General features: G+C 48.1%; 16 protein-coding genes. 6 read left to right on the forward strand and 10 right to left on the reverse strand.

What is annotated here, in order from left to right:
* Positions 1-202: 202 nt before the first annotated feature.
* The gene (gene ppk1 / locus OGY09_RS13390) at positions 203-2,269 is read left to right on the forward strand and encodes a polyphosphate kinase 1 (RefSeq protein WP_032944192.1); all 2,067 of its coding nucleotides are present in this window, start codon (positions 203-205) and stop codon (positions 2,267-2,269) included.
* Between the two features lie 4 nt (positions 2,270-2,273).
* Complete coding sequence (gene ppx, locus OGY09_RS13395) at positions 2,274-3,815, forward strand: exopolyphosphatase (protein ID WP_032944195.1); 1,542 nt, start codon at positions 2,274-2,276, stop codon at positions 3,813-3,815.
* On the opposite strand, the gene OGY09_RS13400 is transcribed toward ppx, so the two are convergent.
* Positions 3,795-6,065 carry a bifunctional diguanylate cyclase/phosphodiesterase gene (locus tag OGY09_RS13400; protein WP_032944196.1) on the reverse strand — a complete coding sequence of 757 codons (2,271 nt, stop codon included), beginning with the start codon at positions 6,063-6,065 and terminating at the stop codon, positions 3,795-3,797. The genes ppx and OGY09_RS13400 overlap by 21 nt on opposite strands.
* A gap of 350 nt (positions 6,066-6,415) precedes the next feature.
* Between OGY09_RS13400 and OGY09_RS13405 the strand changes: the two genes are divergently transcribed.
* Together OGY09_RS13405 and mscS are read left to right on the forward strand one after the other, a co-directional pair.
* Positions 6,416-6,619: a YfgG family protein gene (locus OGY09_RS13405; protein ID WP_008785446.1), complete on the forward strand. Its 204-nt coding sequence runs from the start codon at positions 6,416-6,418 to the stop codon at positions 6,617-6,619.
* Between the two features lie 364 nt (positions 6,620-6,983).
* Positions 6,984-7,862 (forward strand): small-conductance mechanosensitive channel MscS, encoded by an 879-nt coding sequence (gene mscS / locus OGY09_RS13410; RefSeq protein WP_032944199.1) that lies wholly within the window; start codon positions 6,984-6,986, stop codon positions 7,860-7,862.
* A 246-nt stretch (positions 7,863-8,108) separates the two neighbouring features.
* On the opposite strand, the gene OGY09_RS13415 is transcribed toward mscS, so the two are convergent.
* The 4 genes from OGY09_RS13415 to OGY09_RS13430 are packed head-to-tail and all read right to left on the reverse strand — an operon-like array spanning position 8,109 to position 9,903.
* A complete protein-coding gene (locus tag OGY09_RS13415; RefSeq protein ID WP_286590478.1) occupies positions 8,109-8,591 on the reverse strand; it encodes a DUF2514 domain-containing protein in 483 nt (160 codons plus the stop codon).
* Complete coding sequence (locus OGY09_RS13420; protein WP_286590480.1) at positions 8,588-9,214, reverse strand: glycoside hydrolase family 19 protein; 627 nt, start codon at positions 9,212-9,214, stop codon at positions 8,588-8,590. Before OGY09_RS13420 ends, OGY09_RS13415 begins: the two co-directional genes overlap by 4 nt.
* Entirely contained in the window at positions 9,204-9,512 is a 309-nt protein-coding gene (locus OGY09_RS13425) for a phage holin family protein (RefSeq protein ID WP_016046623.1), read from the reverse strand. Before OGY09_RS13425 ends, OGY09_RS13420 begins: the two co-directional genes overlap by 11 nt.
* Positions 9,499-9,903 (reverse strand): putative holin, encoded by a 405-nt coding sequence (locus OGY09_RS13430; protein ID WP_001275998.1) that lies wholly within the window; start codon positions 9,901-9,903, stop codon positions 9,499-9,501. The genes OGY09_RS13425 and OGY09_RS13430 overlap by 14 nt, the downstream gene beginning before the upstream one ends.
* A 160-nt stretch (positions 9,904-10,063) precedes the next feature.
* Here OGY09_RS13430 and OGY09_RS13435 point away from each other — a divergent pair, with 160 nt between their 5' ends.
* On the forward strand, positions 10,064-11,080 hold the full coding sequence (locus OGY09_RS13435; protein ID WP_286590482.1) for an acyltransferase: 1,017 nt from the start codon (positions 10,064-10,066) through the stop codon (positions 11,078-11,080).
* Between the two features lie 17 nt (positions 11,081-11,097).
* Here the strand turns inward: OGY09_RS13435 and OGY09_RS13440 are convergent, their stop codons facing one another.
* On the reverse strand, positions 11,098-13,728 hold the full coding sequence (locus OGY09_RS13440; protein WP_286590484.1) for a putative phage tail protein: 2,631 nt from the start codon (positions 13,726-13,728) through the stop codon (positions 11,098-11,100).
* Between the two features lie 197 nt (positions 13,729-13,925).
* Between OGY09_RS13440 and OGY09_RS13445 the strand changes: the two genes are divergently transcribed.
* A complete protein-coding gene (locus tag OGY09_RS13445) occupies positions 13,926-14,186 on the forward strand; it encodes a hypothetical protein (protein WP_286590486.1) in 261 nt (86 codons plus the stop codon).
* Between the two features lie 48 nt (positions 14,187-14,234).
* On the opposite strand, the gene OGY09_RS13450 is transcribed toward OGY09_RS13445, so the two are convergent.
* From OGY09_RS13450 to OGY09_RS13465, 4 genes are read right to left on the reverse strand one after another with little or no spacing between them, the layout of a single operon-like run.
* Positions 14,235-14,375 carry a hypothetical protein gene (locus tag OGY09_RS13450; RefSeq protein ID WP_234103617.1) on the reverse strand — a complete coding sequence of 47 codons (141 nt, stop codon included), beginning with the start codon at positions 14,373-14,375 and terminating at the stop codon, positions 14,235-14,237.
* 10 nt (positions 14,376-14,385) lie between these two features.
* A complete protein-coding gene (locus tag OGY09_RS13455) occupies positions 14,386-16,860 on the reverse strand; it encodes a hypothetical protein (RefSeq protein WP_286590490.1) in 2,475 nt (824 codons plus the stop codon).
* Between the two features lie 4 nt (positions 16,861-16,864).
* Positions 16,865-18,667 (reverse strand): hypothetical protein, encoded by a 1,803-nt coding sequence (locus OGY09_RS13460; RefSeq protein ID WP_286590493.1) that lies wholly within the window; start codon positions 18,665-18,667, stop codon positions 16,865-16,867.
* Positions 18,664-21,174 (reverse strand): hypothetical protein, encoded by a 2,511-nt coding sequence (locus OGY09_RS13465; protein WP_286590495.1) that lies wholly within the window; start codon positions 21,172-21,174, stop codon positions 18,664-18,666. Before OGY09_RS13465 ends, OGY09_RS13460 begins: the two co-directional genes overlap by 4 nt.
* Position 21,175: the final 1 nt, after the last annotated feature.

Consider the following 21,175-nt stretch of genomic DNA (forward strand, 5'->3'; position numbering starts at 1 on the left):
TGTAAGCCGAATGTCACCATCCGGCTTACAGGCATAACTACCTTTTCCGGTTAATACCACCGGTATTCATCTACGCTCCCCCTTTCTCTTTGCTATCAGACGGTTTATTGTCATATTTTTCTGGCACAGTTGGACATCTGAGAGCAATGCTCGCCATAATAAATCGGTAGTGTCCCGTGAATGAAACGGAGTAAAAGTGGTAATGGGTCAGGAAAAGCTATACATCGAGAAAGAACTCAGCTGGTTAGCGTTCAACGAACGTGTACTCCAGGAAGCTGCTGATAAGTCAAACCCGTTGATCGAACGGATGCGTTTCTTAGGCATCTATTCCAATAATCTCGACGAGTTTTATAAGGTTCGTTTTGCCGAACTGAAGCGCCGAATCATTATTAGCGAAGAACAGGGTTCAAACTCTCACTCCCGCCATTTGTTAGGCAAAATCCAGGCCCGCGTATTAAAAGCCGATCAGGAATTTGACGGCCTGTACAACGAGTTGCTGTTGGAAATGGCGCGCAATCAGATTTTCTTAATCAACGAACGCCAGTTGTCGGTCAATCAGCAAAGCTGGTTGCGTCATTACTTCAAGCAATATCTTCGCCAGCACATCACGCCGATCCTGATTAACCGCGAGACGGATTTAGTCCAGTTTTTGAAAGATGATTACACCTATCTGGCGGTAGAAATTATCCGTGGTGATACGATCCGCTACGCGCTGCTGGAAATCCCTTCCGACAAGGTTCCCCGTTTTGTGAATCTGCCGCCGGAAACCCCGCGCCGTCGCAAACCGATGATCCTGCTGGACAACATCTTACGTTACTGCCTTGACGACATTTTCAAAGGGTTCTTTGACTACGATGCACTGAACGCCTATTCGATGAAAATGACCCGTGACGCCGAATACGATTTGGTGCACGAGATGGAATCGAGCCTGATGGAGCTTATGTCATCCAGCCTGAAACAGCGTCTGACCGCAGAACCTGTACGTTTTGTCTATCAGCGTGACATGCCCAATGCACTGGTCGAAGTACTGCGTGAAAAACTGACGATTTCTCGCTACGACTCGATTGTTCCCGGCGGGCGTTACCATAACTTCAAAGACTTTATTAACTTCCCTAACGTTGGCAAAGCTAACCTGGTGAACAAACCGCTGCCGCGTCTGCGCCATATCTGGTTCGACAACGAGAAGTTTCGTAACGGCTTTGACGCCGTTCGCGAACGCGACGTGCTGCTGTATTACCCCTATCACACCTTTGAGCACGTTCTTGAACTGCTGCGCCAGGCCTCTTTCGACCCGAGCGTGCTGGCTATAAAGATCAACATCTACCGTGTGGCAAAAGATTCACGCATCATAGATTCAATGATCCATGCCGCGCACAACGGTAAGAAAGTCACCGTGGTGGTGGAATTGCAGGCCCGCTTCGATGAAGAAGCCAACATCCATTGGGCCAAGCGTCTTACCGAAGCAGGCGTTCACGTCATCTTCTCCGCGCCAGGCCTGAAAATTCACGCCAAACTGTTCCTTATCTCGCGTAAAGAAGGTGATGAAGTCGTGCGCTATGCGCATATCGGGACGGGGAACTTCAACGAAAAAACGGCACGCCTGTATACCGACTACTCGTTGCTAACTGCCGATTCGCGCATTACCAACGAAGTGCGTCGGGTGTTTAACTTCATCGAGAACCCGTATCGCCCGGTGACGTTCGATTATCTGCTGGTTTCCCCGCAGAACTCACGCCGTCTGCTGTACGCGATGATCGACAAAGAAATCGCCAACGCGCAGCAAGGACTGCCTTCCGGCATTACGCTAAAACTGAATAACCTGGTCGATAAAGGTCTGGTTGACCGCCTCTATGCGGCCTCAAGCTCTGGTGTGCCGGTCAATTTGTTGATTCGTGGTATGTGTTCTTTGATTCCGAATCTGGAAGGTATCAGCGACAATATTCGCGTTATCAGCATCGTTGATCGCTATCTTGAACATGACCGGGTCTATATCTTCGAGAACGGAGGTGACAAGCAGGTGTATCTCTCCTCCGCTGACTGGATGACAAGAAACATCGACTATCGTATCGAAGTTGCCACACCGCTTCTTGACCCGCGCCTTAAGCAACGCGTGCTGGATATTATCGATATCCTGTTCAGCGACACGGTGAAAGCCCGCTTTATTGATAAAGAACTGAGTAATCGCTACGTACCGCGCGGAAACCGCCGTAAGGTTCAGTCACAATTGGCGATTTACGATTACATCAAATCACTCGAGCAACCTGACTAAAGATATGCCAATACACGACAAGACTCCACGACCGCAGGAATTTGCTGCGGTCGACCTTGGTTCAAACAGTTTCCATATGGTCATTGCCCGCGTGGTTGATGGCGCAATGCAAATTATTGGGCGACTGAAACAACGCGTACATCTGGCGGATGGCCTCGGCGAAGATAACAAGCTGAGCGAAGAGGCCATGGAGCGCGGGCTAAGCTGTTTATCACTGTTCGCCGAACGTTTGCAGGGGTTTCCTCCATCAAGCGTATGTATCGTGGGAACCCATACTTTGCGTCAGGCACTGAATGCGACTGATTTTCTCAAGCGAGCGGAAAAAGTCATCCCCTACCCAATTGAGATTATTTCCGGCAACGAAGAAGCCCGATTGATCTTTATGGGCGTTGAACATACGCAGCCGGAAAAAGGTCGCAAGCTGGTTATCGATATCGGCGGCGGCTCAACAGAACTGGTGATCGGAGAAGATTTCGAGCCTAAACTGGTCGAAAGCCGCCGTATGGGTTGCGTCAGCTTTGCCCAGATGTATTTCCCGCGCGGTGTAATTAACCGCGAAAACTTCCAGCGTGCCCGCATGGCGGCTGCGCAAAAGCTCGAAACCTTAACCTGGCAGTTTCGCATTCAGGGCTGGAACGTTGCGCTGGGCGCATCGGGCACCATTAAAGCAGCCCATGAAGTGCTGCTGGAGATGGGTGAAAAAGACGGTTTTATCACCCCCGAACGTCTGGACAAGCTGACATCTGAAGTGTTGAAGCACGCGTCATTTGATGCGCTCAGCTTGCCTGGGTTGTCAGAAGAAAGAAAAGCAGTGTTTGTACCCGGACTCGCGATTCTGTGCGGCGTTTTTGACGCGTTAGCTATTCGCGAACTTCGCCTTTCTGATGGTGCGTTACGTGAAGGTGTGCTGTACGAGATGGAAGGCCGTTTTCGCCACCAGGACGTTCGCAGCCGTACCGCCAGCAGCCTGGCGAACCAGTACAACATTGACAGCGAACAGGCCCGGCGCGTACTAGAAACGACGATGCAAATGTACGACCAGTGGCATACGCAGCAGCCAAAGCTGGCCAATCCCCAACTGGAAGCGTTACTGCGTTGGGCAGCAATGCTGCATGAGGTTGGGCTGAACATTAACCACAGCGGTTTGCATCGCCACTCTGCGTATATCTTACAAAACAGCGATCTGCCTGGTTTCAATCAGGAACAACAGCTGATGATGGCAACATTAGTTCGTTATCATCGCAAAGCGATTAAGCTCGACGACTTGCCCCGCTTTACGCTGTTTAAGAAGAAACAGTTTCTGCCGTTAATTCAGCTGCTGCGCCTGGGCGTGCTGTTGAATAATCAGCGTCAGGCGACCACCACACCGCCGACTTTGACCCTGATTACCGACGACAGCCACTGGACCTTACGCTTCCCGCATGACTGGTTTAGCCAAAATGCGCTGGTGCTGCTCGATCTGGAAAAAGAGCAGCAATACTGGGAAGCCGTAACAGGCTGGCGACTCAAAATTGAAGAAGAGAGCTCACCCGATATCGCCGCATAAGATCTCAGCAGGTGTCAGTTCATCTGGCACCTGCTTTTCCAGCGTTTCATTCAACGGCAGTGGCTCACCAATCAGATACCCCTGCATGTAATCAATCCCCAGCGAAATCACCGCACTGCGTATTTCTTCGCTTTCGACGTACTCCGCAACCACCAGCATTCTTTTCATCCGCGCCAGGTGGCAAATAGAGGCCACGATTTGGTAGTCGAGGCTGTTCGAAACAATATTGCGAATAAAGCTACCGTCAATTTTCAGGATATCGGCATTCACATTTTTCAGCCGCGCATAGCTGGCATACCCAGTACCAAAATCATCAATCGCAATCTGACAGCCCAGTGATTGCAGCTGCAGCAACGTTGCCTGTGCCTGTTCCGCATTGGTCAAGGCATTGCTTTCCGTCACTTCAAAGATAAGTTGCCATGCTTCAACCTTGTACTTATTCAGTAACTGATTGATGTCATTAGGAAGTCGCGCGCGACATACTGAGGTGGGTGATAAGTTGATAGCAAACCGGTGGGCGGGCATTTTTTCCCGATTCTGCGCCATAAATTTCAACGTATTTTCAATCACCCACAGATCGATACGGGATGACAAACCAAACTCATGGGCTACCGGCAAGAAGTTATCAGGGGCAATAGTTTCACCGTCATCCCCCTCAAGCCGCAGGAGGATTTCGTGATAAACGTCGCCACGCACGCCAAAAATCGGCTGCGCCTTCAGGAAAAAGCGATTGTTCTCCAGCGCCTGCTGAATACGGTTCATCATCGCAACTTTATCTTTCAGGTCGCGTTGCAGGTGCATCACACCACGCCGCTGCAAATTCTCTGGAGAATTGGTTGCCAGCGATAATTCGGCAATGGTACTTAACTCTCCCAGCAACAAATAGATATGGTTAACAGGAGAACGGACATAGCAAAAGCTGATCCCAACCTGCGGTTGCAAAGGCATTCCGTCCCAGACAAAACGAAACTGCTTGATATGCCTGTCCAGTGCTTCAATGCGTTCCTGGTGTAGCTCAGTGTTAAAACGCAGGATTAAATCATTACCTGACAATTGATAGACATGCTCATCCTGTTCAAGCAACGGTGTTATCCACTGAGCCAGTTTTTGCTTGTACTGGATACGCAGCATAATGCCGTAATTTTTCACCAGCAGCTCCATGCCCGGAACACCCAAAAAGCAAAGCACTGACCATGGCGCGTTTTTCAAATCCCGGTTCAAAGCGCGCAAATTCGGGATATGCACCATAGGGTCAAAGAAGGCCAGGCGATGGTTGCGCCGGGTAACAAAACGTTGACGCGTTGCCAGGACCGCAATGAAATTCACGATGAAGGAAAAAACCAGATAACTTGATGAGGTAATGGCAAGCTGCGTATCGTAACCCGAATACCATGGCATATAGCGCTGATAATAATGAATTGCGGTAATAAGTACGACCGCCCATATCAACGAAATAAATCTATAACCGTAACGCATTGCCCCCCAAAGCATGACGGGAAGTAACAGTGACAAGGTATAATTCGTGCTAAATATTGAGCTTTGTTCATTGAGCGGCATACACAACATTGCCATTAGCACAGTCAATATAATCAACCAGACCGCAAACTCTGTTTTAGTCACTTTGGTATCAAACTGCTGCTTTAACTGAGAAAAATAGCCTCTCAGATGCAAGGGGTTGCGAATTGTTCGAATGATGAAATAACACAGCGGCACACCTACAAGATTCCCCGCGAGTATGGACTGATAGTTGATCAATGTGCCTGTATTGAAGGGCATAACGCCCACCATGCCGGATTTGCTTTCATAAACACCCACAAATGCAGCAAACTGGAAGAGTATCAGAAACAGCGTTGCCGGGCAGAAGACCTGCCAGAACATACGCTGAAACATCAGGTGAGAATCGCCGTGGGAAACGTTGTTTCGTCGAGGAGAAAATACTTTATATCCTCCCCAGCTAAGCACGATTGTAACTATAAAGTGCGAAATTATTGAAAGTGTTTCAAATAACCCGACCTGCGGATATTTGTACCAGATAATGGAAATGATAATACCTGGCAATGCCGCCCAGCCAAAAAAAAGCATCAGGCTAATCATCAGCGCTAACGGCAGGTAGAAAAGAATTACGGTCCCCGTACTAATATGGGCATAGGTGGTGGCAGTGCTCAATATAGGCAACAACAAAGAAGGTAAGATGAGAGGTAATGCCCACCATCTATCTCTGATACCAATATAATTTTTATTGAGTTTCATAGATGCTCAGTAGAATCCCACACATCCTGTAGGGGGTATTCAGACAGGCATCCCACCTGACCTTAAAACGATAAAGTAAAATACATCACAATGATTCATCGATTTTAGTTGTCAGCAAAGTGTGATGCTTGATACATATCAAAAAACATGCCCCTCATTCATCAATTATTACTCTTTTCATTATTTTTTATCGTTAATACATTATTCATGCAAATAATAATATTAATTTCCATAACATAAGAAGATAAAACAACTGAAGCAATTTTACATAAGGAAGAATTGACCATTCCCTCTCAGTGTGCCTTAATGTGAGTATCGCCCTCAGTTGGGTACACTACAAGGAACCTTTTGTGAGCCAGGTTACCAGCCTACGCAAACGACACCGATTTAACAGTCGCATGATCCGGATCGTACTGCTTATCAGCTTTCTCTTCTTCTTCGGACGCTTCGTCTACTCCGCCATTGGTGCGTGGCATCACCACCAGGACAAAAAAGAATCTCAGCAGACCACTCAGCCGCAACAGACAGCTCCTGCACAAACCGACGAACATTGATCGCTCGCGCCTGTGATACCCCCAGCATTAAGATTCCTTACCGGATGGCTAATCGCCTGACATTTAACCATCCGGTAAGGGATTTGAGTGACGAAACTTTACACATATCCCCCCTCTCCCGCTTAATTATCAGATAATCGGCCGTATTTTTCGCACAAATGCACAATCTTTTCATCCCACTTCACCGCACCATTCGCGCTGATTTTTACGTTCCGGTTTAGCGGACATAAAAAGACAAACAGTGCTCAAATAAATGCTAATTAATATCACCAGCAAATATCACTGACGCAAGCATTTATATTTCGCATGAAAATTAAATAGTTATTTGAATTGTTATCATTTTTAAATACTACAGGGTAATACTATGAGTGGTTTTTTATTATTCCCGAAAATAAGAAGCGGCCTTGAGTGGATCGCCGGGCACAGCGATGCTGTCATTCAATTCGGCTGGAATATCGTTGCCGCCGTGATCTTATTGTTTATCGGTAAATTTATCGCTCGTCTGCTCTCTCGTGGGCTGGAAAAGTTACTGCTTAAACGTAAAGTCGACAGAACGATCATTCAGTTCTTCACCGCGCTGGTACGTTACATTACCCTCGCCTTTTCCGTCGTCGCCGCATTAGGTCGCATCGGTATTGAAACATCCTCCATTATTGCCGTCATCGGTGCCGCCGGACTGGCCATTGGCCTCGCGTTACAAAGCTCGCTTTCCAACTTTGCCGCTGGCGTGCTGTTGGTTTCCCTGCGGCCTTTTCGCGCCGGAGAAGTAGTGCAGATTGGTGCAGTCACCGGAACAGTAGAAAAGGTGCACATCTTCTCCACCACCCTGCTAACCGCGGACAGCAAAGAAGTGGTGATTCCAAACGGTAAGATCATCGCTGACAACATCATTAACTATTCCCGTCACCCTTTTCGTCGTATCGATCTGGTGATTGGTGTGGGTTATCAGAGTCGGATTGCAGAGGTTAAGCAAGTTATTAATCACATTATCGAGCAGGACAGCCGCATCGATAAGCAACGTGGGGTAACCGTTCGTCTGGGCGAACTGGGCGCTTCAGCGTTGAATTTTTACGTGCGCGTATGGGTTCCCAATATCGAATACTGGAACACCTATTACGATCTGCTGGAAAACATTAAAGAGGCGCTGGACGCCAACCACATCGACCTACCCTATCCACAGATGGATGTGCGTATTCAGCATGTCGCACCTCAGCAACAGTCTCAGCTGCAACTGGTCGATTAGCGTACTTTCCTGCAGAACATGCGCCTGAAGTATTTGCTGAAATGCGTGCAATAAAAAACCCTCTGTAAACAGAGGGTTTTCTGCATATTACCGGTTCAAAAACCGCTAACGGAAAGGGATATTATTCCCACTCAATTATTTACGGATAACATAAGCAATTGACTGACAACAACTTTTAATAAAATAAAATTTCTCATACCGTTTTATATACCGTCACCGGAAATCAGTACCATGAAAAATGCCATGTCACCGGGTCAGTGAATCGTACTGCTTTTCACAGACTCGTCCGGCTTCGGAGGCCCGGTCAGCGTACTCTGCCAGTTGTCGGTTTCGCTCGAGAGATTTGCTGAGCACGTCGGCAAGCAAAACTCCGGTGTCTGCGGCTGACGTCCCAGCGCCGACAGTGGCGTTATACTGCCTGAGCTGCTCACGGATGGCAACGAGCTGTTGCTGCAACCGGCCAGCGCGAGCGGCAGCATCAAGAGCATCATTACGCGCCTGGTCGATCCTCTGCTGCGCTTCACGTTCATTGGTCGCTTTCTCCTGTTCGTCCTGCTGACGAGCTTTATCATCTTCGGCTTTGCGGTCCGCCTTGGCCTGCGCATACCCGGCATCGTACTGTCGGTCACCATGAACATTCCAGGCAACCACTCCACCAGTGACCAGAGCAGCAAGCATCAAGACGATAAGCAACTGTTTCCAGTACGCTTTGGCGAATGCCCAGATCATAAAAGCACCTTGCTGGCGGTGATGTACCGCGCTCGCCGGTCGTCGATGCCGTTCTGGCCACCGTTGATGATCTGAGTAACGCGCACCAGGTCTCCGGTGTACTTCATGCAGCCTTTGGTAGCGAAGAACCACGCCGCGCTACGAGCCGCGTATTCATCCTGCGCCAGCAGTTCAGGCTGCGCTACCAGATCAACCTTCAGACCGGTACCGCAATCCCGGTAGTTGTTCAGACCAGTGATCTGTATAAGCCCGCGTCCACGGTAGTTCCATCCGTCGCCAGGCCCGTTGTTGCCCATGCGTTTGCTGTACACCAGATTGGCGATCGCGCGCTGGCGTTCCAGCGGCAGAGACTTCTCGTAAGATTTCCGTCCAAGCGCATTAGCCTGGTCTGGAGTTATACGCCCGGCGCGGATGAAACCTGACAGTCCTGATACGCTGTAATTGAAGTTTTCCTGTAACCGGGTAAACCCTCCTGACTCATGCCCGACCTGTGCAATAAACATCGCCTGGTCATCTGGCTTGGTAATGCCAAATTCATTCATGGCAGCGGTGATATGTGGGTACCAGCGCGCGGCCAGTTGATCAGTGATACCGGAGGCGAGCCGGAACTGGTTAATGTCCATGTTGAGACCTCGATATTTTGAATATCTGCACGACGTTACCGCGCGTCTTCAGAACGGCGGCAAGCATGACAGCATTGATGATGACCTCTGATAAATCAGCGGCCATTGGTGTGTGATACCAGATTGCATATGCGGCGCGGACAGGGATGCTGGCTGATGCTACGATAAGGAAGTAGGCTATCCATCCACCCCACCGGCGGTGTTGCGATCCATTACGCCGGAAGGTTCCGACGCGTATTGCTATCGCAGAACAGATAACCGCATTGGCAATGAGTAAAAGCAGCTCATGAGTTGTCATCGTCTTTTCTCCCCGGGATTAAATCGCGTGGATTGTCGGAACGGTGATAGAGCCAGATACCAATACGTACTGCGACGATTGCCGACACGAACGCACCAGCAGAGAAGACGATCCCTTTCTCGAATGAATCCTGCGTGATAGTTGGGATCAGGCTGGCTACGCCGATAAGGATTGATGCAGTTGGTTTGTAGAATAGAAGCCCGCATAGAAAGCTGAGCATCGACAGGAGAACCCGGCGGCGTATTGGATACTCAACGGCTGAGGTAATAAATATTACCGCTCCTGATAAGGCACCAAGCGCCACCTCGGGTGGAACTCCTGCGATAACCGCAGCCAGAGAACCCATACTAAGCCACTGATTTAAAGACTCACTGGTTAGCTGGGCTGACATAGCAACCACCGTTTACTGTGCATAAAAATCCCCCTTAGTTGGTGAGTTCATCATACACAATAAACCATATATGGTTCAAAAAACATCAAGCTAACTCTATCGAAATTACCCCAAAGGTGATAATATTCAAAGTTAAATGATATTGCTGAATTTAATAGTCATGAAAAATATAAATTTAAATATCGAGTTAATTAGATCTTCTGCTTGTTTCTTGGTTATTGTATTACATTGCATTGTTATCGGAATGAATGATAGTAGCCATGAGTATTGGGATGAGCTTAATATTATTGAGTCATTTACCAGAATATCTGTGCCTTTATTTATAATGATAACTGGTAGTCTTCTAATACGAGAAAAAACAGACCTAATCAGTGCATTAAAAAGAGCGAAAAGGCTGCTTTTTGTTTTGGTGTCATGGTCCGCTATTTATTATTCGTATGTTACTTACACAGGTAACTCTGATTTTAGATTAAGTGTTTTTCTTGGCGTGTTGATTAGAAATCAGATATTCTACCATCTTTGGTATCTTTATGCTGCCATTGGCTTTGTTTTAATAATTCCAATCCTAAGTGCTTTTTATCACTCAGCATCACGAAAGGATGTTATAATTTTTGCTGCGGCATGGATGATATTTCTATTTTTTGGTCTAATTAATCTGCAACTTAATTTAAATATAAACATAAACTGGTCTTTACAAATCCAGATGTTTTCAAGCCTTTCTGTGTATTTGCTTCTTGGCAAGTTAATAAAAGACTCAGCAATAAAAGCAGATAAAGTAACTATAACCATTGCAGTTATGCTGATAGTTATGTGTACGATATCAACATCTTACATAACTAAATTAATAACACCATACGGCGGGCCAGTTAATCAACTATTTTATGATAATTCATCATTATTTATTGGACTTTCTGCAATGTCGTTTATGTTTTTATTTATGAGCGTTAATGTAAAATCAAATATTATAATAAAGATTATTAACTTAGTATCACCATGTACTCTTGGCATTTATTTAATACACCCTATTATAATTGATACATTAAGGATATTTATATTTGAAAAATACAATATATCTCCTGAATTTGGGGTTGTTACAACAATGCCTATAATTGTTTTTGCGATATCTTTGATATCAGTTTTAATTTTAAGAAAGATTGGGCTGTCACGTTTTATGTGACAGCCTATGATTTAAATTTAAATAGTTCCGTTCAGTGTACGGAATGAATATTGCTTGTCAATGTCGACAGGTGTAAACAATCCGTACATACGACTTGCTGCAAAGTCACTCTCTGAAGAAAAACCACCTACATAAACATGAGAGCCCTTACCTTCACATGCAATATCACCAGAAAGCGGACCAGAGAACGCAGTAATTGCTGATGTTCCGCTGTTGAACAAGCTGTTGAATGCAGAGTTAAGTTCAGGTTGTCGGTAAGCCCTTCGGACTATCCTTCCTGTATTAACGTCAACAACAGACCACCAGATTCGACCAGGTGCAGCCCCCATAGAGAAATAATAAATACCGCCAGATGAGATCACTTGATCACCTGTAAGAACACTCTCCAGAGCCTGGGTTGTTCCATCACCACTGAGAAGTATGGCTATAGTTTGTGTGCCGCCTGAACTTACTATGAATTGCATGATTGCGGAGCTACCTGCTGATGAATAGCCACTACCTAAAGTAAATAGATTCATTGTTGTTGGGCCAGAGAAATCTGGTATCAGAACCAAACCAATAGTGCATCCGTACCGTGATACTTTATCAGTAAATAAAATCTTATCTTTATTTGACTGAGTCAATTTGAGCATATTTGCCTGACCAAGAATCGTGGGAGCTGACACATAGGTAGGCGTCGTAGAAACACCGTCAAATGTTGGTATTCTGTTAGAAACATCACCACTGTATGTGTAGTAGTTTTTCAGACCGTTAATTATCAAGTCTGCCGATGAAGGCTGAATAAGATTGTTATCACCCATTAGTCGTTCACTGTTAACCTCGCTTTCATATATCCCTGAAATTCTTACGGAGCTGTCTGATCCAATAAACCTTACATTGCCTGCTTGTGAATTTAGATCATATATAGAGGTTGCTGCATAGTTCCTACATGTAAATCCTGTAACGTCAACGTTGCAACTTTCGAATACCATATTATGGTAAGCAAAATTTGCTGATGCGCTATTTCTGTTAGTGTTTAATCCACTGATAGCTACGGACGAGTTTTTGAAGTATGCTCCATCGAATCCGCAATCCTGAATCTCAACGCATGACATATTTACGTTCTGAGAATTATTTACAAGAAGACCAGGATATGAAGCAACGCTATTCCATCCAGCCCAAATCAGCTTAACACCTTCTAAACGACAATTTCCCGCACCATCAAGTTTCAGACAGCTTTGACCACATGTATCAATTTGCAGGTTTGTCCATGTGAAATCGGTAGCACCAATAACAGCACCATTTTTCTTAATGTTTCGAATAAACAACCCATTAGTTGAAACTGAGAAGTTAGTGGCAGGATAATCAAATCCAACATCATCGAACCCCATGATGTGAACCATATCAATAACAGAGTCTCTTCGAACATCTGGCTCAGTTGTGTTGAACGGATAGTTTATTGCTGCTCCAGGGTTTCCTGGTTCAATCTTCAACCCAGATGTACCTGTTGTTGATCTGTCACCATATAATCCTAGTGTTTTTATATAAATCAAACTGCATGTATTCTTAATCGTCAGTAAAGCCCCAGTTGCTCCTGTAATCTGCTCGATTCTTGACGCGTGAAGCCCAGACCCTGACAGAGAACAAGTCTTGTTATTCATTTCAAGATTTGACGCTTTCCAGACATTTGTTCCCAACGCTGCCGCTTTCCCACATTCAAGCATTCTCTGAAGAGAAGTAGTATCATCTTCCCCACCAGTTGCTCCGAACATTAGAGGGTTTACTATGTCTGCGTTAATGCGTAGCCAAACAGAACCTCCTGTTGTTTTGATGACAATGCCATCATCATCTGTGTAAGTTGAACCATCAATAACACCACGAAACTGACCGCCACCAAGACCAGTTCCATACGTATGCTGTCGTAAGGTAATTCGCTGCCCATTTGTTTCTGGTTCAATAGTTCTAAGCGTAGCTATGTCAGGACACTGACCTATAAATTTGAATCCATCATTTGAAGCTAACTGTATCATTACGTCAGTTGCAGATCCGGATTCAGGTAGAACCATTATCGGATTACCAGACTCATCCATTGCAATGATTTTATTTTTTCTTTGTTCTATTCCAGGTAAAGATGGAATGGGCTCTGGAGTTCTTAATGCATGATTAAGGTTAGAACTGGCTACGCTATCAACATAGTTTTTAGTGGCGGCATCCTGAGGGCGTGACGGGTCACGAAGGTTTCGTATGTAGTTACCAAGAGCATCATAGTAATTTGCAACAAAAGACGGCTTACGCAAAGAAAGGCGCAGCCAACTAATTGCCTGCTGTATCAGCATGGTCAACTTATCAAAAGCATCCTCATGCACTTCTGCGAAGAACTTCCCCTGATTTCGGAGATCTGTTTCCTGGGTAACCGGCAATTCTCGTGATATCGAAATCTGATAACCATTGGCAAGAGGAGACGACAAAACAACATTTCCGCCAGTGTATCCGCCAGCACCAGTTACCGTGTAATCAGTGTCCAGTGTTAATTCAGTGATGTTTTCGCTCAGGTCAACAACCTGCACCACCAGATCAGACTTATGAAAAATTCGGAAGGTATAGGGGAATGATGTCGTGACCCCGTTCCCCGTGTAGTCATTGTGGTCAACTTCGGTTGAAACCGTCATGTCATTTTCTCCAGATTGCTTTTGCGCCCGACGCGCATGCACTCTGGATCATTCTATTACCCAAAAAACCTTATATGAATCGTTTAGGTATTAATCAGTTACTTTATTACCTTACAGGTAATTTTCATTTCATGCTGGATAGTCCTGATATCTTCTGCTACTGTATGTTTATACAGTGATTGTATGGAGAAGAAGAGATGCAACGGCAGTATCACCATCCGCTGGAAGAAGGATTTGAGGAAAGAATACACACGCCGGTAGGCGTTAGATCCCTGGTGGAGGACTCGCACCTGATGAAGTTGCTGCGGGAACTCGATAAAGACGGCTTCAACGTTGACGGGCCGCTGGCTGAACTTGTTGCGCTTGTGAATTACGTCACAAGTTCTCAAATGACTATGCAGGATCTGCAAACGCATCTCGATTACTGTGCGGAAAAGTTACGAAAGCAAACAACATAAGAGAAAGAAAAGGCCGCTATTGCGGCCTCGTGACATGTCACAGATACGCTATGACAAACCTATGTACCCTGCTACACCAGATAATATAAAAACAACTGCGACGGCAAATTCACCATCTTCAATGATACCTTTACGGTTCATCACACCAAGCGCTACAAGTACTAACACAACAAGAATAAAAACAATCATTTTCGCATCCTTATTGCGGTGTAACGTCCTGCGGCCGCCACCAGTATGTTTGGTTGAATTCTTTCTTAGAACGCTGCTCCATTTTGCGCAGATAGCCAGGGGAAAAATACTCCTGCATCTGGTTAAAGATCATATGATCAAGCGCCGCCTTCAGATACCAAATATTAGCACCAGGCGTCAGGCCTTTGCCAAGCTTAACCAGATCGCCGCCAGTCTGCTCGCTCTTACCCTCAACCGCATTCAGGGGAATACCCTGTCCTATTTTGATAACGTCATCGACCAGGCCTGCCACCGGTCCGAGCATCGAAGCCAGCGCACCGCTTCCGTACCGGGTGTGGTCAGACAACAGGAAATCACCGTACAGCCCAAGACCACCGCCTTTCAGCAGCGCACCAAGCCAGAATTTAGCAGCATCTTCACCAGCCATATCTCGCGGATTCCTGCCTGATGCCATATCGTTTAGTTGCTGAGAAAGTGCACCAAGAATTGTCGTGCTGGCGATAAACGTCGCGATGTATGCCGCACGGCCACCGGCAGACGGCATACCCATAGCGCGCGACCAATGACGCATCACAACAGAGATCGGGAATGACTTGAACAAGAATACGCTGCGGGTTAATTCCCCTTTCCACGTCCCGCGCTGGATGCCTGATCCGGTAATCATCTGTTCGCGTGCACCAGGAGTAATAACTGCCATATCGACTTCTTCAGTGACAGCACCGAGAAGCTTACGCATAGCCTCGAATTTTACACGCTCTGGAGCACCAAGGTGCTGCACAGCAGAATCAGGAATGCGCATGATACTTTCCGGAGTCAGCATCGTATTATTGCCTTTACCCCAGTCTTCCTGCTGAGCCAGTTTCCACACGCTCCAGTCTGTATCGGTGATACCCTTACTTTTCAGAATGCGAAGATCGTCATTTGAAAGGCTTTTCAGATCTGGCGTTCTGGTAACAACGTCACCAAGACTACCCATCATTGTCACGCCATAGGCGCGCTTATGTGCGTCTGACCATGCTGTTAATCCACTGGCTCGCATCACCGCCGTTGCGGCCCACCGGGAGACTGATGGCCCCATATTATCCATCGCCCACCGATTAACGCTGCCGAGCAGTGATTCCATCGCCAGACCAGCCCTGCGCGCCCTGGCCAATTCAGTACGGTTCGTTGGGTCCATCGCCTCAAGCTGGTTACGGAAAAGCTGATTCATCGGGAGATTGGTAACCTTCGCCGACAGGTACATAGTGCCAAGGTCTGAGAAAGAAGCCAGCAGTGCAGAGCCAAGACGGCTGGCAACCATCCAGTTGCGGATGTTATCAGACCAGCGTGCAATATGCGGGTTTGCAACAGGCTGAGTTTTACCAGAAATAAAGTTATACAGGTTCTCAGTATTGTTTGCCTGGCGCTCTATACGACCGGTATCCTGCGGGTTAGCCGTAGCAGTCTCTGACTTCGTCTGATCCAGCAGTGAGCGGAACACGTGATCCGGGTTTGGCCCGTATGTCTCCACCAGCGCGATATCTTTGCTTACCCCTTCCAAGTGTCCGACCATTATTTCCCAGAGAGATCGATCGCCGTATAGCTGTTGGTATTGCAAATAGGAATCAGCGTCTTTGAAGTGTATCTGGCGGGATGCGTTGCCACGGTTTCCGCGGGCACCAGAAATACGCATACCGGTATCAGTAAGTTTATTCAGACCACCGGTAGCGATAGTGTTATATGCCTCGCCCAGGAAGGCTGTAAGCTCAGAATCACTCATCAACTGACCGTCGGCGCGGGTGTAATATTTTCGGTCAAGTTTGCCGATGACGTCACTGACCCATTTATCCTTTGTTACTGCGCCAACCTTTTCCATCGAGTGATGTTGTGGAATACCCCAGTTTTCCAGATATCCGATATCGCCACCGGCATCATTGAACCGACGACGCAGCAGTTCAGTAACTTCTCCCCACGCTTTTGCCCCTTTTCTGGCTTTGGCGTTGCCGGTATTCTGCCCGCGCATTTCGAATACCAGATCCCGCACACCAGCCTCATCTTCAAACAGGCCGAAGAAACGAGGGTCAACAGCCTCGAAAGCCTCCTGTAACTGGCTTAACGCGTAATCACGTGTCGCTTTAGTGCGAGACTCAACAGACAGAAAGTTTGATTTCCCGTCGGCACTGAAGGCGATCGTGCGATTGAGTGCACCGAGTTTTCCATCCGCCCCCTGATAACTGTTAATGAAGTTGTCCAGGCGCTGGCGCGCTGCGATAGTAAGCGCGACACGGCGTTTTTTGAGGGCAGCCTCTCGCTGAAGCTCATCGGAGGCCAGTTGACCGGCACGGCGTAATCTCTCAGCATCAGTAAGGTGACGCCATGACATAGGATCGTCTCTGGCAAGCGTTCGCATATTGCGGTAGATGCGATCTTCAATATCCTGTATCTCACGTGCTGTCAGTGTTCGCTTGGCTGCCTGCTGTACTGCTTGAATACATTCCTGTCTCATCAAATTACCCTCTCAAGAAACACGAGACAGCCACATCAAAGAGGCTGGAATCCTGTATTGCCTGTTCGTTCTCTCTGCTTGCTTCATCCAGCACTTCACGAGCGCTTCGCGACTGCGGGTTTCCTTCGTCATCCAGGACGGTGATCATCATGTCCGGAGACTCAACCAGTGAGTCTTCAGCGATACGCAGATCCATATCCCCGGCCTGCTCAGCCGCTGGCCTTTGTTCTGCCTGTCGTAATACGGTGCCAGGTTCAAAAGGTGCTGTTTCATCAGGGGTACGCACTTCTGCAGTTTTATAGAATGACATGGCCTGTGCGTTCAGATCGCTTTCTGCCTGCTGACGCCGTACAAGTTCTGCCCGCGCCTCGAAGTTAACGCCACCCTCTACATTCGCCGCCAGATTATCTTTTGCAGTCTGTAGCCTTACCGACTCGTCATTGATTCGCTGGTCAATATCACGCAGTCTTTCCTGACGCGCTGAACGTGCGCGTGACAACTCTTTCCCGCTACCAGATGGTTGTTCGTTCAGCACTCCAGCACGCTCCTGGTTGAGAGTTTCAATGGATCTCTCGATACCAGTGATATCCGAATGCAATTGATTAACTTGCTCAACATCTAAAGCCTGATCCGCTTGCTGTTCCAGCGCTCGGGTATCAACCGCAATCTGGGTGCTTCCTTCTTCAGTGCGATACAGGGTTTCATCAATTGCCTGAGAAATAAGGTTTCTCCGCCCTGGGATATCGCTAAATGATGCAGGTTCGGCAATGCTGGCCACATCAACTGCACGGCCCTGGCTTACGTCATTCATAGCCTTCTGTAGTGCCTGTATATGCGCATCACGTGACAGGACATTAACCGGCACACCAGGAGCAACATCAATCTCAGCGTGATGTGAGGCATTAGCTGCCAGCGCAGCATCCACCTCTGCCGGAGAAAATTCAGGAGTTGCAGCGATCTCACCACGGGCGTTCAGGAACCGACCAACACCACCAAACGCCACACCAAGAACAGCATCGATAGCGATAGACTGGCGATCAAATACATCATACTGATTCGCCATTTCGTTATAACCACCATCACGCAGCGTCTTTGCTGTCAGACCACGCTGCGCCATGCCAAAGGCAATGTTAGTTCCGGCTGCGTATGCGATGTCTGGAGCGGCGCGAACAGCAGTAGCTGCAACATTACGCACAGCACTTTCACCTGTTCTCGCCAGTTGTGCGCCAACACTTTCTGCCAGCGCACCACCAGCGCGTAGTCCTAGGCTCATAGGGATCAATGTACCAGCGCCAGCCGTGACACCCTGCACCAGACCAGCTTCCTGAGCAGTCCTGAAATCTACTCCCTGAGCAGTCAAGCGTTCAAACTCAGAGAATCCCTGCAACGCAGTGACTGCCGCCGCACCACCTGCTGGACCAGAAAGCAGTGTGCCTACTACCGCCTGTCCGCCCATATCGAAAAGACCATGCAGAACCTGACCAGCAGTTCCTGTCGTAGCTGCGTCAGGCGTCAGGCGCTTAACTTGCTGCTCTGCGAGCTTACGCTGTTCGGTGATGTACTCAGCGGATGTGTCGTTGATGGATGTATTTTCGTTAACAAACTTCGCGATGGGCGAGACGATCTTATCCATTCCAGCCCAAAGAAGTTGGTCAGGTTTGGCAACAAGGCCAGAGTACAGTCCGGAGACAGCAGCAGTACCGGAGTTATCGAAGAAACCGACATCGGTATTAAACCCTGCTGGATTAGATGCTGCTTCATCAAGTTGCTGATTCTGGTTAACTGCGTTGAGACCAAAGTAACTCATTGCGGGATCCCCTCTGAGAATCTCTGGCGCTGTTGGGTAAGATCGATAACGACAGGAGTTCCATCATCTTTCAGCAAATACCCAGTGCCGAGCTTCACAAGATACTGGCTATCTCCATAGCTTTGCAGCCCATACTGCCCTGGTGGGGCCTTTATTCCTGCACCAGTCACCTGCGTTTTCCAGGCCTGATCAACTTGTTTATCAAATTGCTCGGCAGACATTCCCCACGGCAACAGCACGCTGCCCATGCCGTTATAGTCATGTACGCCACCAGTAGCTACGTTAACAGCCTGCTTCCATGTGTCACTGTCAATCTCACCTGATACAACGCCCTTCTTCGCCATCACTCCAGCGTAATAGTCCTTCGCTATTTCGTAGGCCATTGATGCTCCCTGCGCGTCACCGGCAAACGCATCCTTCACCATGTCAGAGAACTCAAGACGAAGATCGTTATCTTTCGGCATTGGGATGCCCTTAGCATCATCAGTTCCTTTCCGCGCCGCGGCGCCGGACAGGATGGTTTGCGCTGCTGTTTCTGGTGATACAGAAACATCAGGGTTAAACCAGTTTTTCTCAGCCACAACACCGCCAGGCTTATCCATAAGGATCCCGGCGACAGCTGCCGATGGGGCATTGGTGCTGATCTGCTGAAGTGCCGACATATATACCTGACCACCGCCAGTACTCTGCCGAATGGTGTCGAGGTATGCAGACTGCTGAGAAACTGGTGCATCACGGAAGAAAGCACCGATCTGATTAGCTTCATCTTTGGAAAAGAATGTCAGCGGCGTGCCGTATGATTTAGCCAGTTCTGCAGCCTGAGAGGCACGAAGGGCAATCGTCTGGCTGAAATTTTTCTGGTTGGTCATATCGATAGGCTTTGTTTGCCCGGAAGAAAGTGAAAACTGAATTGGGTCTGCTTTACGTTGCGCAAGAACAGTACTGGCAGCAGAGACAACGGCATCATAGGTTTGGGCGCGCGCTGCATATCCTTCACCAGTTTCACCGGTGTCTGGCTTCAGGTTTTCTACTGCCGCCTGAATGCTACTGGTCGGCATATTACGGAATGAACCAATGTATTGCCCGGCGATCTGCGTATTCCTGAACTCGGTGTAACGCAGGTTTCCCTCACGCACTCCGTAGGCTGCGAGAAAATCGGTCTGCGTAGGAGCATCAGGGAAATCCACGCCGCGCATGTATGCCGCGCTGGCATCACGCACACGGCTGTCGATATTGGTGCGGTATTCAGCCTGCTGCTGCTTACGGATCTGGTCAGCCTGGCGAAGGAAGGTGGCCTGCGCCTCCGGAGATGCAGCGTCAAATGCCGCGTTTCCGGTATAGCGCTTTGTGCTGGTTGGAAGCTGGGAGAGGCCAATAGCCGCGCTAACACCAGTAGCAAGTTGCTGATCGCTATATGGCTGGCTTCCGTTCTCATGTTGGATAATGGAGGCACACAAAGCCTTTAGCGTGTCAGGGTTTGATGCATCAAGCGGCTGATCCGGTGTTACGCCAAGTTGAGCACATACCGCCTGAATATAGGCGTCGGTGTTGTTATTGTCAGACGGCGGTGCCCAGCGATTAATGATGTCGTTTACAGTATCAATGCCCTGCCGCTGGTACGACAGCAGGTTGCGACCAAGCGCCCGAATACCGTGTTCTGGCGTTTCGAATTTGGCAAAGCGACCATCATCACCGGTCTGGCCTACCCACGGATTTGTTTTGCTGTACTCTAGGTTACCAGGGTTGTTATTACGAATGCCACGGGCGCTATCACCAGAACCACCTTCTGATACCGCACGGCGAGAACCGGTAACAGTATCGCTTAACTCACCATTGCTCTGAATGAACTCGATGGAGTTGTTGGCTGACCACTGAGACAGTGATGCGTCGGCGACCTTCTCCTTGAACTCGATCTTCTTGGCCTGAATCTGCTCAGTACTCCAGCCATGCGCGGCGCCGTAATCTTCGATCTGCTGGAAAGTTTGCTGGTTGTAGAGAACATAATTGGCATTATCACCATAGGCGGCAGCAGCCAGTTTCCCGTTATTCGCCAGAGTCGCCTGGAACTGACCTTCTTCATAGGCATTGAGTTGGCTTATCTCATGCCTGCCGGCCTGAGTGGTGAACTGAATGCGCTGCTGCTGAGCCTGCTGCATAAAACCAGCCCGGGCACCTTCCGGTAGTGTCATCGCAATCTGTTCTGCCTGAGCATCGAACTGCTGAGTGTAAGCCTGTCCTTTGCCGAGCGCATTTTTACCCTGGAGATTCAGCAGCCCAGTATCCGGGTTAGTCAGCAGATCACTGGAAATCTGGCTGAGTTGCAATGATGCATCCTGAGCCTGAGCAACATCAGCGCGCTGCTTTGCCTGTGCAAAAACATCGACATATTTATCAGCAACCCCACCTAAAACATCGCCCATCTGTGGAGTATTAAATGTTTGTAGCCCTGGAGACTGAAACCCGCGACTTTCAACCTGACGACCAGTGACTGTTGGTACTGTTGGCATT

The organism is Citrobacter sp. Cpo071, from assembly GCF_030332765.1.
Classification (GTDB): Bacteria; Pseudomonadota; Gammaproteobacteria; order Enterobacterales; family Enterobacteriaceae; genus Citrobacter; species Citrobacter portucalensis.